This window comes from Paracoccus sp. J39 (assembly GCF_000518925.1).
GTDB lineage: Bacteria > Pseudomonadota > Alphaproteobacteria > Rhodobacterales > Rhodobacteraceae > Paracoccus.
The window spans coordinates 20,006-31,968 of record NZ_JAEN01000002.1 but is presented as its reverse complement, the minus strand read 5'-3'; the positions used below and the strand labels follow the sequence as shown (position 1 = coordinate 31,968).

Sequence of the window (11,963 nt, the reverse complement as noted above, 5' to 3'; positions counted from 1 at the left end):
CCCTTACAAGCCACAGCATCCGGCGGGTCGTGCCCGCCGCACCATCCCCGCAGGGCAGGCATCAGGAGGAGCACATGCGCATCATCGGACCCGACTATCTGGTCTTTGGCGTCGAGGATCTGGCCGGATCCGCGCGCTATCTTGAGGATTTCGGCCTGACCCCGGTCGATGTCGATGAAACCGGCGGCCTGTTCGAGGCGCTGGACGGCACCGGCGTCATCATCCGCCACCGCGACGACCCACGCCTGCCCGCGCCGCTGCCGACCCGCAACATGCTGCGCCAGCAGGTCTATGGCGTCGAGGATGCCGCTGCGCTCGACGAGATCGAGGCCGAAATGTCCAGGGACCGCCGCGTCACCCGGCTGGCCGATGGCTCGATCGAGTTCCAGGACTGCCTGGATTTCCAGGTCAAGTTCCAGGTCACCAAGCGCCGCACGCTGAACATGCCTGCGGAAAGGATCAACGCTCCCGGCGCCCCGGCGCAGCGCGGCCCGAACGAGCTTGGGGTGTGGGACGACATGCCGGCCCAGCCTCGCACACTCAGCCACGTCGTGCTGTTCGTCCCCGACCTGCCGAAGATGATCGACTTCTATACCCAGCGCCTGGGCTTCGTCATCACCGACGTGCTGGAAAATGCCGGGCCCTTCCTGCGCCCGCGTTCGAATGACGATCATCACACGCATTTCTTCATCCGCACGCCCGCCTACATGCAGGGCTGCGAGCACCTGGCCTTCCACATGGGAGGCCCGACCGAGCTGATGGTGGCAGGCGACCGCTTCATCCGCAAGGGCTACCAGTCCTTCTGGGGGCCGGGCCGGCACAGGTTCGGCTCGAACTGGTTCTGGTATTTCAACAGCCCGCTCGGCTGCCATTTCGAATATGACGCCGACATGGACAAGCACGACGACAGCTGGGTCGCGCGGCAGGCACCGAACGGCCCAGAGGCATCGCAGATCTTCCTGCTGCAATGGCGCGAGAAATGGGCGCCCGGCGGCGGTCCCGAGGGACAGGACGGTTCGCTGCCGGCCGGCATGTCCAAGCCCGGCGCAGGCCATTGAGGACAATCGGGGCCGAGTTCCTGCCTCTCTGTCACCGCGACGATGTGGCCATCGGCGCGGCGCGGGGCTTCCTGCCCGCACCCGGCGCACGGCGCAAGATCATCGTGCTGAACCGGGGCGAGGGGCGGTTCCTGGCCTATTGGGACGCCTGTCCGCATTACACCGGCGGCACGCCGATGGCCTGGCGGGCGGACGCCTATCTCAGCGGCGACGGACGGCACCTGTCCTGCCACGCCCATGGCGCGCTCTTCGACATCGAGACGGGCGATTGCATCGACGGCCCCTGCCTGGGGCGCAGACTGACCAGAGTTCCGCTGGTGATGGCCCCGGATGGCATGATCCATGTCCCCGCCCATCTCGCCGGCAAAGGGAGGGAGACATGACGGCAGCAAGCAAGGTTCTGGTGATCGGCGGCGGCTTTTCCGGCATGTCCGCCGCGATCATGATGGCGCGCGGCGGCATCGCGGTGGATCTGGCCGAGATCGATCCCGGCTGGCGCAGCTATGGCGCTGGCATCAGCCTGCACGGCGCCACGCTGCGCGCGTTCCGGACGCTGGGCGTGCTCGACAGGTTCTGCGAGACCGGCGCGGTGACCGACGGGCTGGTGATCCGCAAGCCGCATGATGACGAGGTGATCACCCGCATCCCGACCCCGCCTGCGCCGGGCGTGGACCTGCCGGGCAATGCCGCGATCATGCGCCCGGCGCTGGCCGCGATCCTGTCGCAGGCAACGCGCGAGGCCGGGGTGAACGTGCGGCTGGGTTGCAGCTTTGCCGGCATCGTGCAGGACGCGGATGGCGTGGACGTGAGCTTTGCCGACGGAAGCAGCGCGCGCTATGATGCGGTGATCGGGGCCGACGGCCTTTATTCGGCCACGCGCCAGGCGCTGATGCCCGACGCGCCCAGCCCCCGCTTCATGGGTCAGGCCGTGTGGCGCGCGGAACTGCCGACGCCCGAAGGCGTCGACACGCTGAACATGTGGCTGGGCCGGGGCGTCAAGGCCGGCATCAACCCGGTCGGCCAGGGCCGCAGCTATATCTTCCTGACCGAGGACAAGCCGGAAAACGACTGGATCGACGAATCCGAGCTGCTGCCGAGGATGCAGGCGCTGCTGGCGCGCTTCCCCTCGCCCATCCTGTCGGGGGTGTCGGCGGGGCTTTCGACCGACAGCCGGCTGATCTATCGCCCGCTGGAAGGGATGCTGCTGCCGCAGCCCTGGTCCGTCGGCCGCCTCATGCTGATCGGCGACGCGGTGCATGCGACCACCCCGCACCTTGGCGCCGGCGCCTGCATCGGCATGGAGGACGGCATCACCATCGCCGAGGAACTGCTGGCCCGAGCCAGCGTGGCCGGGGCCTTTGCCGCACATGAGGCACGTCGCTGGGAACGCTGCCGCATGGTGGTCGAGAACTCGGCGCGGCTGTCCGAGATCGAGATCACCGGCGGCGACCAGAGCGAACACAATGCCATCATGGGCCGCTCGGTCGTGGCCCTCACCCAAGCAATCTGAGGACGCGAACGAGAGGAAAATCCGCGAAACCAAGGCCGGCCCGGTCCCTGCTGGGGCAAGGACCTGCCCGGCCCGATCGCCGAAATCAAGCGGGCTGTGACGGAAAGGTCTGTGACGGAAAGGTCGGGGTGGCAGAGAACCTGGGCCGCTACCGACCGCGCCTGCCCTCCTCAGAAAAAGCCGCGGGGCCGACCCTGCGGCTGTTCCCGTTCCGGCCGGTCGGGAGGAGCGGGAACAGCCGGATACTCGGACCGGGTCAGATTTCGACCCAGCCCGCATCCCGGGCCGCGCTGTCCAGGCAGGCGGCGATGAAGCGCATCCCCAGCATGCCGTCGGCGATGCCCGGGACATGCGCGCCCTCGGGCGCAGGCGCGCCCGCGTCATGCGCCCGGATCAACGCAGCAGCCTCGGCATAGATGGTCGCGAATGCCTCCAGATAGCCCTCGGGGTGGCCGGCCGGCACGCGCAGGTTGCGGCTGCCTGCCGGCGTCGCCCCGGCACCGCCGCGGGTGATGATCCGGCGGGTCTCGCCAAAGCGGCTGAAGCGCATCTCGTTGGGGCTTTCCTGCGCCCATTCCAGCCCGCCCTTGTCGCCATAGACCCGCAGCCGCAGCGCGTTCTCATTGCCGACCGCGACCTGGCTGGCCCAGAGCGTGCCGCGCGCGCCCGAGGCGTAGCGCAGCATCACCTGCGCATCGTCATCGACGCGGCGGCCGGGGACGAAGCTGCTGAGCTCGGCCGCCAGATGCGTCGGCGCCTCGCTGGTGACATAGCAGGCAAGGTTCAGCGCATGGGTCCCGATATCGCCGATGGCGCCGCCGCCCGCGCGCGCCGGATCGGTGCGCCAGTCGGCCTGCTTGTTGTCCGCGCCGGCGGGTTCGGCCAGCCAGTCCTGCGCATATTCGACATGGACCGAGCGGATGGTCCCCAGATCCCCCCGCGCCACCATCTCGCGCGCCTGCCGCACCAGCGGATAGCCGGTGTAATTGTGGGTGAGCACGAACAGCTTGCCCGAACCCGCCGCCACGGTCTCGAGCTGCCGCGCCTCGTCCATCGAGGCGGCGAGCGGCTTGTCGCAGATGACATGGATGCCGGCCTGCAGAAAGGCGATGGCGGGGGCGACATGCATGTGGTTGGGGGTGACGATGGCCACGGCGTCGATGCCGTCCGGCCGGGCGGCCTCGGCCCGGGCCATGTCCGCGAAATCGGCATAGCTGCGGGCCGGGTCGATGCCCAGATCCACCGCCGATTGCGCCGCGCGCTGCGGGTCTGACGACAGCGCCCCCGCAACCAGATCCCATTGCCCGTCGATGCGCGCCGCGATGCGATGGACGCCGCCGATGAAGGCGCCGCGCCCGCCGCCGACCATGCCCAGGCGAAGCCTACGGCTCATGCGCGTCCTCCCTGCAGCAGACCCAGCATGGCGGCGATCTGCTGCCCGTCGACGCCGCTGGCGGCGAAATCGTCGAAGGTCTTGCCGGTGACCTCGATGATATGCCGCGCGATGAAGGGCGCCCCCTCGGCCGCGCCCTGCTCTGGCGATTTCAGGCAGCATTCCCATTCCAGCACCGCCCAGCCGTCATAGCCGTATTGCGCCAGCTTCGAGAAGATGGCGGGGAAATCCACTTGCCCGTCACCCAGGCTGCGGAAGCGTCCGGCGCGCTTCGCCCAGGGCTGATAGCCGGAATAGACGCCCTGGCGGCCGTCCGGATTGAACTCGGCATCCTTGGCGTGAAAAGCGCAGATGCGGTCATGATACCGGTCGATGAACGCCAGGTAATCCAACTGTTGCAGCAGGAAATGCGAGGGATCGTAGTTGATCCGCGCCCGCTCGTGACCGCCGACGGCGTCCAGGAACATCTCGTAGGTCGCGCCGTCGAAAACATCCTCGCCGGGGTGGAGCTCGAAGCCGATGGTGACGCCCTGCTCCTCATAGGCATCCAGGATCGGGGTCCAGCGGCGGCCCAGCTCGGCAAAGGCTTCCTCGATCAACCCGGCCGGGCGCTGCGGCCAGGGATAGAGATAGGGAAAGGCCAGCGAGCCGGTGAAGCTGACCGAGTTGTCGAGGCCGAGGCGGCGCGAGACCAGGGCGGCCTTCTTCATCTGGTCGATGGCCCATTCGGTGCGACCGGCCGGATTGCCGCGCAGCGCCGTCGGCGCGAAGCCGTCGAAGGCCAGATCATAGGCCGGGTTCACCGCGACAAGCTGGCCTTGCAGATGGGTCGAAAGCTCGGTGATCGCCACGCCCGCATCGGCGCAGATGCCGCGGATCTCGTCGCAATAGGCTTCGCTGTCATGGGCACGGTTCAGGTCGAAGAATCGCGCGTCGGTCGTGGGCAGCTGCACGCCCTTGTAGCCAAGGCTCGCCGCCCATTTCGTGATGCCTTGCAGGCTGTCGAACGGCGCGGCATCGCCGGCAAATTGCGCCAGGAACAGGCCCGGCCCCTTCATGGTCTTGGACATTCCATCCCTCAATTGTCGCTCAAGAGCGGCCCGGCAAGGCCGCCCGACTGGTCAGGCGCGCGCGTCCTGCAGGATCAGCTCGGCCGCACGCACCGCGATGGCCATGGCCGGGCCGTTCGTGTTGCCCGAAACCGTCGTCGGCATGGTCGAGCAATCGACTACCCGCAGCCCCCGCACCCCATGCACCCGGCATCGGCTGTCCAGAACCGAGGTCTCGGGATCGGTGCCCATGGAACAGGTGCCGGTGCCGTGCAGCCCGGGGCTGAGCATCCATTTCAGCTCTTCGGCGACGGCGTCCTCGGACTGGTATTCCGGGCCCGGCACCCGCTCCTTGCCGACAAAGGGCTTCAGCGGCTCGCTCGCCGCCATGCGGCGCAGGGTCGCGACCAGTTCGACGGCCATCTTGCGGTCGTAACCCTCGGGGTCGCTCCACCAGCCGGCTTCGACCTCGGGCGGCGCGTCCGGGTCGGGAGAGGTGATCGCCACCGAGCCGAGGCTCTTCGGCCGCAGGTGAAAGCCCGAGAACATGATCCCCGGCTCGTCCGAAATCGGGCCGCGCCCGGGTTCGGATTTCATCTCTTTCGACGAGCGCATGGCGAAGGGTCCCGCGCCCAGTTGGAAATCGGGCCATTCCCGGTCGCCGTCGGGGGCGTAGAGCATGGTGATCGGCATCCCCACCCGCGCCAGCTTGCCGGTCCGGGTCAGGAAATATTGCAGCGCGTTCTTGTAGAGGCGCCAGCCCCTGAACTCGCGGTTCATGCCCGGATCGCCATGCAGGTCATAGGTCAGAGTGATCATGGCATGGTCCGACAGGTTGCGCCCCACGGCCTTCAGGGGCGCCTTGACCGGAATGCCGTGCCGCGCCAGCAGCTCGGGATCGCCCACGCCCGAGAGTTGCAGGATCTTGGGCGAGGTATAGACCCCGGCCGAGAGGATGACATCGCGGGTCGCCTCGAAGGTGACCTTGCGGCCGTTCTGGCGGCATTCGACGCCGGTGGCGCGGCCGTCCTTGATCAGCACGCGGTCGACCAGCGTATCGGTCACGATGGTCAGGTTCGGCCGGCTCTTGCGGATCGGCGCCAGAAACGCCTCGTAGGAGGAGGCGCGCACCGCCCGGCGGTTCACGGTGAACTGCGACCAGCCCATGCCGTCGGTCCTGGGCGCGTTGATGTCGTCCAGCCATTTCAGACCAAGCGTCTCGCCCGCCTTGACGATGGCCTCCATCACCTTCGAGCGATAGGTGGACATGGTGATCTGCAAGGGGCCGTTTCTGCCGCGCGTCCCGTCGGCGCCCTTTTCGCGATAGTTTTCCATCCATTCGAAACAGGGCAGCATCTGCGACCAGGACCATTCGTGCAGGCCGCTCTGGCCCCAGTTGTCATAGTCGCGCGCCATGCCGCGCAGATACCAGGTGCCGTTCACCGCCGAAGAGCCGCCAAGGCCGCGGCCATAGGTCCATTTCTCGGCCGGGCGACCCAGCTGCGGCTTGATCGGGAAGAACCAGAAAAACCTTGGGTTGCCGAAGATCTTCATGAAACCGCCCGGCATCTTGATGAAGCGGTCCTGATTGTCGCCGCCGGCCTCGATCAGCAGAACCCGGTTGCCGGGGTCCTCGGACAGGCGATTGGCCAGCACGCAGCCCGACGAGCCGGCGCCGACGATGATGTAGTCATAGGCCATCCTGCCGCCTCACGCATGTTTCGCGATGATGTCGCGGCACATCCGGTGCCAAGCCTCGATGCGCGGCAGGGCGGCCTTGTCATTGACCATGTGGCCTTCCCATTCGCAGGACATCGTGCCGCTGAAGCCGTTGTCCAGAAACACCTTCAGCGTCTGGTCATAGTCGATGGCGGCTTCGCGCCCGTCGGCGTCGATGTCGTAGAACTTGCCATGGATGTGGAAGCATTGCGGCATGATCTCGGCCCAGACGGCCGGATCGACGCGGTTGATGATGCCAAAGATGATCATCAGCTCGACGCCGTGGCGGTCCTCGATGCCGTTCTGCGCGCACCAGCCCATGAAGACGCCGAAGCGCTGGAAGGGCTCGTAGCTGTCGTCATGCCAGATTTCCAGCGCCTTCCGGATGGCGCTTTCCGGCGTGCCGACCACGTTGCGGAAATAATCGACATGGATCTGCGGCACGTCGCGGGCGGTGGCGCCGAAATCGGGAATGAAGCCCAGCATCTCGCTGTCCACCTCGGCATACATCTCGCGATAGGCGATGATGTCGGGATGGCTGGGACTGTGCGGAGCGTGGATTTCCAGCCCCAGCCTGACGCCCAGCCTCTCGGCCAGCGGCACGCAGCGGCGGATCACGGCGGGGGTCGCGGTGTTCTGGTAGCGCACGGCGCGGAAGCCCAGCTTCGCGGCCGAGCGGATCTGGCGTTCGTGATAATCCACCATCGCGTCGTCCGTGATGGGCTGGTTCGGCTTCATGAAGCGGTCGGCATTGATGCCCAGGCAATTCGCGGTCTGCGAGGTTTCTGCCATCACCGCCCGAAAGGCGTCCGCCTCGGCGTCCGAGACATCGGGGAAGCTCCGGAAGGACTGGAAGCCCACCACCTCGATCTGCGTGCCCAGCTTTTTCTCGTCCACCAGCCGGATCATGTCCTGCCAGCTCATCTGCCGGCCGTGGCATTCATTGGTGAAGGAATAGATCGAGGTGCCGAGTTCGATATGCGCTTTGGTCATGTCAGTTGGCCTTCATCCGGGCGATGCCGCGCGACTTGCGGCGGAAATCGGCGATATAAGGGGGGTAGAAGGACAGGGTCACATCGACCTCGTGCTCCCCTCCGGCGGCGACAGCGTGATCGGCGACCAGCACCAGGCTGTCCTGCACGAACCAGTATTCCCCGGTCAGATCGGCCATCTCGGCCAGCGGGCGCAGCTTGCCGTTCAGTTCGAAACGCAGCTTTTCCCCGGGGATATCGGAACCGTCGATGCGCAGCCCGTCCAGCTGGATCACCGACAGCGGCAGGCTGCGATACCAGGGCAGCCGCAGGCCGATCGCCAACCCATCGGGCCGGGCGACAAGGCTCTGCGCCTCAAGCAGCACATTGGTCATCATGTCGGGTCTCCTCCTGCATCCGGGGACGCGGGTGCGCGCCCTTAAAAATGAGTGTGCTCATTCCTTGCGGGCAAACCCGCCGGCTGTCAAATTCAATGGATCCATTCAACAGTATTCACCAAATCAATATGGCCTTGATTCATTGCCGGTTTGACAGCACCCCACCCATGCGACAAGTTGCGCCTGATCATGAATGAGCACGGTCATCCCGATGAAGCATGAACAGCTCTCACGCACCGAGATCGGCAAGCGCGACAAGCTGCGCCGCATTCGCGAGGCATCGCGGGCGCTTTTCCTGTCGCGCGGCTATGAAGAGGCGACCATCCGCGAAATCGCGCGGCTGGCCGAGGTGGCGCAGGGCACGCTGTTTCTCTATGCCGCTTCCAAGCGCGACCTGCTGTTCATGCTGTATAACGACATCATCGAGGCCGCCGCCGCCGAAAGCCTGGCCGTGCCCCATGCCGAGCTGTCGCTGGCCGAGGCGCTGATGCACATCGCCTTGGCCAATGTGCAGGCCTATACCGCCGACATCGCCATTGCCCGGCTGGGGCTCGTCAACCTGAACCTCTATGACGATTCTGACCAAGCCAGCCGTTTCGTTGCGCTGCATGGAACCGTCACCGATCTGGTCGCCCGCCTGCTGCGCGAGGGGCGCGATGACGGCCGGCTCAGCGCCGATTTCGATGTCGGGCTGATCGCCGGCATGGTCATCTCGGTCATGGTGGAAGGGCTCAAGACCTATCTCCGCGCCGACCTCCCAGACATTGCCCGGATGATGCGCGACACGCATGGCCAGATCGCGGTGATCCTGCGCGGCCTGGGCGCCGGGCCGGAAACGCTGGTGATCCGCGACCAGCGGATCGCCGGCTGGCTGGCCAGCCCGCGCCCTGGAGGGGCATGAGAAAGCCGCCAAGCCCCGAGCCCTCTCGGGGTTCAGTCCTCGATGATCGCCACAGGGCGGCACCAGCCGGCCGAACCGCGCTCGACCTTGACCGGGAAACACATGACCTGAAAGCCGTGGTCAGGCAGCTGGTCGAGGTTCGCGAGTTTCTCCATGTGGCAATAGATCGTCTCGGCCCCGGCCTTGTGGCCCTCCCAGAACAGCTCCCACTGTCCGGTGGCGATGGCCTTCTGCGCCACGCCCATCAGCGGCGCGTCCCAGCTCCAGGCGTCGGTGCCGCAGACGCGCATGCCGCGGCTGGTCATCCACAAGGTCGCCTCGCGACCGATGCCGCAGCCGGCGGCGATATAATCGTCCCGACCGTAAAGCGCGCCGGCGCGGGTGTTGACCAGCACGATCTCGCCCGGTTGCAGCACATGGCCGATGCGCTGGAATTCGGCCTCGATCTCGCCGGCGGTGACGACATGGCCGTCGGGCATGGCACGGAAGTCCAGCTTGACCCCGGGCCCCATGCACCAGTCCAGCGGGATCTCGTCGATGGTCAGGGCGCGCTCGCCGCGGTTCATCGTCGGGTGATAGTGAAAAGGCGCATCCAGATGCGTGCCGTTGTGCGTGGTCAGGGTCAACCGCTCGATGGCGGCGCCCTTGCCGTCCAGCTGGTGCTCGACCGGGACGCCGAACATCTGCTGATATTCCAGCGCGCCGGCGTCATGGTCCTTGTATTCGATCCTGGGTCCCAGCCCCGGCGGATCCGAGCGGAAGCGGTCGGTCAGGGTCACGGACAGGTCGACGATACGCCGGGTCATGGCTTCACCACCTTCTGGTCGATCACGCCGAACAGCGGCGTGCCGTCGCGCAGGGTGCATTCCATCCGCACCCGGTCGCCGAAGCGCATGAAGCCGGTCTGCGGCGCGCCCTGGTCCAGCATCTCGATGGCGCGGCGCTCGGCGATGCAGGAGGAACCGACCTTGCGGAAATCCGGGTTCGAGACCGTGCCCGAGCCCAGAACCGTCCCCGCCACCAGTTCGCGAGTGCGGGCGGCATGGGCGACCAGTTCGTCGAAGCCGTAGGTCATGGCATGGCCCTCGGCCCGGCCGAAGCGCGCGCCGTTCCAGTCGACCGCCAGCGGCAGGTCGACACGGTGGTCGCGCCAAGCCCTGCCCAGTTCGTCCGGTGTCACCGCGACGGGCGCCATGGCGCTGGCGGGCTTGGCCTGCACCCAGCCGAAGCCGGTTTTCATCTCGATGGGCGCGATGCTGCGCAAGGACCAGTCGTTGATCAGCACGATCAAGCGGATATGCGCCGCCGCGGTCGCCGCATCGGCGCCCATCGGCACGCGCGACAGGATCACGCCGAATTCTCCCTCGAAATCGATGCCGTCCTCCTCGGAGGGCAAGGCCACATCCTCGGTCCCGGAGAGGAAACGGTCCGACAGGCCCTGATATATCAACGGCCGGCCCTTGGGATTCGGCGGCAGGTCGAAAACCTGCTGCAACAGTTCGCCATGGCTTTCATAGGCCGAGCCATCCAGCCATTGCCAGGCGCGCGGCAAGGGCGCCAGCGCGGCGGCCGGGTCGAAGGGCTGGCCGCCGCCGGCATTCAGCGCCTCATATTGCGCGATCAGGGCGCCGGACAGCCCCTCCCAATCCTCGATCAGCGCCTGAAGCGTCGGAACCTCGGCCGGGGCGCAATGCGTCAGGTCGCGGCTGACCACATGAAGCCGCCCGTCCCGGGTGCCGTCGGGCAGGGTCGCCAGCTTCATGCCAGCCGCCCGCCCAGCGTTTCCGCAAACCAGTCGGCGATGAAATTGCGGCCATAGGTCATGTTGTCGGCGCCGACATGCTCGATCCCGCCCTCGCGGTCGGTAAAGATCTTCAGCGCGCGACGCGGCGCGTTGGTCAGCTGGTCATAGGCCTGATGCGCATATTCCAGCCCGATCTGGCGGTCGTTGGCGCCATGGGTGACCAGGAAGGGCACGCGGATCTTTTCCATCACGCCGTTCAGGTTGAAGCCTTCGGCCTTGGCCAGGAAGTCCTCCATGTCCCCGGCGCCGAATACCCACATGACATGGTTCCAGTAATGCGGCACCGGGTTCTCGCCCTCGCGCTTCAGGCGCTTTTGCTGCACCTCGGCCCAGTTGTGGTTGGCGCCCCAGACCGCGCCCGAGGCGAAACGCGGCTCGAACGCGCAGACGCGGGGGGCATAATAGCCGCCCAGCGAGATGCCGGTGATGCCGATGCGGGCGGCATCCACATCCTCGCGCGCCGCCAGCCAGTCATAGACCGCGCTGCCCCATGTCTCGCTGTCGAAATGAGCATGCATGCCCTGCAGGCGCAGGCTTTCGCCAGTGCCGGGCTGGTCGACGCAAAGCGTGGCGATGCCGCGCCTGGCCAGCGCATGCGGCAGCCGCGACCAGTAGAGCAGCTCCTTGCAGCTATCGAGCCCGTTCAGATAGACCACCGCCGGCGTCGGGCCTTCGACGCCCTCGGCGGGGGTGTAGAGCACCGGGATCACCTTGTCGCCATAGGGCACCTCGAAGCGGGTCACCTTGTCCCCGGCATATTGCGTCCCGCGCTGGAAGGCGTCGAGCCCCTTGCGATAGGTCTCCATCCGCCCGGGGGTGCCCTGACCCTGCATGCGCTCGGCGAGGATGTAATACAGCGCGGCGCGCTGCAGCTTGTCACCGGCCGAGAGCAGCCGGCCTTGCCCCTCCTCCTCGGCTGCGATGCCGGCAAGACGATCCGCAACCCGCACCCATTCGCGCATGAAATCGGCGGTGCCTGCATCCTCGCCGGCCTTGGCCTTGTCCAGAAGCGGCTGGCACATGTCCATGATCTCGCCGATCTCGGCCCCGCTGGCCAGCGCGATCGAGATCGTCAGGTTCCAGACATAATTCGGGAAATAATTGAACATCGCCATTGCGCGCTTCCTTCCGTGGCTGATTTGCCAGGGCCGCGAGACCCT

12 protein-coding genes are annotated in these 11,963 nt (G+C 66.7%); 4 read left to right on the top strand and 8 right to left on the bottom strand.

Translation table 11 applies throughout. The features are described from left to right. The first annotated feature begins 74 nt into the window (after positions 1-74). From L632_RS21920 to L632_RS0102075, 3 genes are read left to right on the top strand one after another with little or no spacing between them, the layout of a single operon-like run. Positions 75-1,058 (top strand): VOC family protein, encoded by a 984-nt coding sequence (locus L632_RS21920; protein WP_051476355.1) that lies wholly within the window; start codon positions 75-77, stop codon positions 1,056-1,058. Then, positions 1,055-1,441: a Rieske (2Fe-2S) protein gene (locus tag L632_RS0102080; protein ID WP_230376552.1), complete on the top strand. Its 387-nt coding sequence runs from the start codon at positions 1,055-1,057 to the stop codon at positions 1,439-1,441. The genes L632_RS21920 and L632_RS0102080 overlap by 4 nt, the downstream gene beginning before the upstream one ends. Continuing rightward, entirely contained in the window at positions 1,438-2,568 is a 1,131-nt protein-coding gene (locus L632_RS0102075; protein ID WP_028716270.1) for an FAD-dependent oxidoreductase, read from the top strand. Before L632_RS0102080 ends, L632_RS0102075 begins: the two co-directional genes overlap by 4 nt. Positions 2,569-2,824: 256 nt before the next feature. Here L632_RS0102075 and L632_RS0102070 read toward each other — a convergent pair whose 3' ends face one another. From L632_RS0102070 to L632_RS21910, 5 genes are read right to left on the bottom strand one after another with little or no spacing between them, the layout of a single operon-like run. Then, positions 2,825-3,961, bottom strand: coding sequence for a Gfo/Idh/MocA family protein (locus tag L632_RS0102070; RefSeq protein ID WP_028716269.1), 1,137 nt, complete (start codon positions 3,959-3,961; stop codon positions 2,825-2,827). Further along, positions 3,958-5,031, bottom strand: coding sequence for a sugar phosphate isomerase/epimerase (locus L632_RS0102065; RefSeq protein WP_028716268.1), 1,074 nt, complete (start codon positions 5,029-5,031; stop codon positions 3,958-3,960). The genes L632_RS0102070 and L632_RS0102065 overlap by 4 nt, the downstream gene beginning before the upstream one ends. A 51-nt stretch (positions 5,032-5,082) precedes the next feature. After that, positions 5,083-6,711: a GMC family oxidoreductase gene (locus tag L632_RS0102060; RefSeq protein WP_028716267.1), complete on the bottom strand. Its 1,629-nt coding sequence runs from the start codon at positions 6,709-6,711 to the stop codon at positions 5,083-5,085. A gap of 9 nt (positions 6,712-6,720) precedes the next feature. Beyond that, positions 6,721-7,722 carry a sugar phosphate isomerase/epimerase gene (locus L632_RS21915; RefSeq protein WP_051476354.1) on the bottom strand — a complete coding sequence of 334 codons (1,002 nt, stop codon included), beginning with the start codon at positions 7,720-7,722 and terminating at the stop codon, positions 6,721-6,723. Between the two features lies 1 nt (position 7,723). After that, positions 7,724-8,098, bottom strand: a complete 375-nt coding sequence (locus tag L632_RS21910) for a DUF6379 domain-containing protein (RefSeq protein ID WP_051476353.1) — start codon at positions 8,096-8,098, stop codon at positions 7,724-7,726. A 193-nt stretch (positions 8,099-8,291) separates the two neighbouring features. Here L632_RS21910 and L632_RS23395 point away from each other — a divergent pair, with 193 nt between their 5' ends. Then, positions 8,292-8,999 (top strand): TetR/AcrR family transcriptional regulator, encoded by a 708-nt coding sequence (locus L632_RS23395; RefSeq protein ID WP_051476352.1) that lies wholly within the window; start codon positions 8,292-8,294, stop codon positions 8,997-8,999. Between the two features lie 32 nt (positions 9,000-9,031). Here L632_RS23395 and L632_RS0102040 read toward each other — a convergent pair whose 3' ends face one another. From L632_RS0102040 to L632_RS0102030, 3 genes are read right to left on the bottom strand one after another with little or no spacing between them, the layout of a single operon-like run. Then, positions 9,032-9,805, bottom strand: a complete 774-nt coding sequence (locus L632_RS0102040; protein WP_028716266.1) for a cyclase family protein — start codon at positions 9,803-9,805, stop codon at positions 9,032-9,034. Next, positions 9,802-10,761 carry a fumarylacetoacetate hydrolase family protein gene (locus L632_RS0102035; RefSeq protein ID WP_028716265.1) on the bottom strand — a complete coding sequence of 320 codons (960 nt, stop codon included), beginning with the start codon at positions 10,759-10,761 and terminating at the stop codon, positions 9,802-9,804. Before L632_RS0102035 ends, L632_RS0102040 begins: the two co-directional genes overlap by 4 nt. Further along, positions 10,758-11,918 carry a S9 family peptidase gene (locus L632_RS0102030; RefSeq protein WP_028716264.1) on the bottom strand — a complete coding sequence of 387 codons (1,161 nt, stop codon included), beginning with the start codon at positions 11,916-11,918 and terminating at the stop codon, positions 10,758-10,760. Before L632_RS0102030 ends, L632_RS0102035 begins: the two co-directional genes overlap by 4 nt. Positions 11,919-11,963: the final 45 nt, after the last annotated feature.

Excerpts from the sequence above, each read along its gene's own strand:
- L632_RS21920 (WP_051476355.1), top strand. The coding sequence starts at position 75 with ATGCGCATCATCGGACCCGACTATCTGGTCTTTGGCGTCGAGGATCTG.
- L632_RS0102075 (WP_028716270.1), top strand. The coding sequence starts at position 1,438 with ATGACGGCAGCAAGCAAGGTTCTGGTGATCGGCGGCGGCTTTTCCGGC.
- L632_RS0102070 (WP_028716269.1), bottom strand. The coding sequence starts at position 3,961 with ATGAGCCGTAGGCTTCGCCTGGGCATGGTCGGCGGCGGGCGCGGCGCC.
- L632_RS0102065 (WP_028716268.1), bottom strand. The coding sequence starts at position 5,031 with ATGTCCAAGACCATGAAGGGGCCGGGCCTGTTCCTGGCGCAATTTGCC.
- L632_RS0102060 (WP_028716267.1), bottom strand. The coding sequence starts at position 6,711 with ATGGCCTATGACTACATCATCGTCGGCGCCGGCTCGTCGGGCTGCGTG.
- L632_RS21915 (WP_051476354.1), bottom strand. The coding sequence starts at position 7,722 with ATGACCAAAGCGCATATCGAACTCGGCACCTCGATCTATTCCTTCACC.
- L632_RS21910 (WP_051476353.1), bottom strand. The coding sequence starts at position 8,098 with ATGATGACCAATGTGCTGCTTGAGGCGCAGAGCCTTGTCGCCCGGCCC.
- L632_RS23395 (WP_051476352.1), top strand. The coding sequence starts at position 8,292 with ATGAGCACGGTCATCCCGATGAAGCATGAACAGCTCTCACGCACCGAG.
- L632_RS0102040 (WP_028716266.1), bottom strand. The coding sequence starts at position 9,805 with ATGACCCGGCGTATCGTCGACCTGTCCGTGACCCTGACCGACCGCTTC.
- L632_RS0102035 (WP_028716265.1), bottom strand. The coding sequence starts at position 10,761 with ATGAAGCTGGCGACCCTGCCCGACGGCACCCGGGACGGGCGGCTTCAT.
- L632_RS0102030 (WP_028716264.1), bottom strand. The coding sequence starts at position 11,918 with ATGGCGATGTTCAATTATTTCCCGAATTATGTCTGGAACCTGACGATC.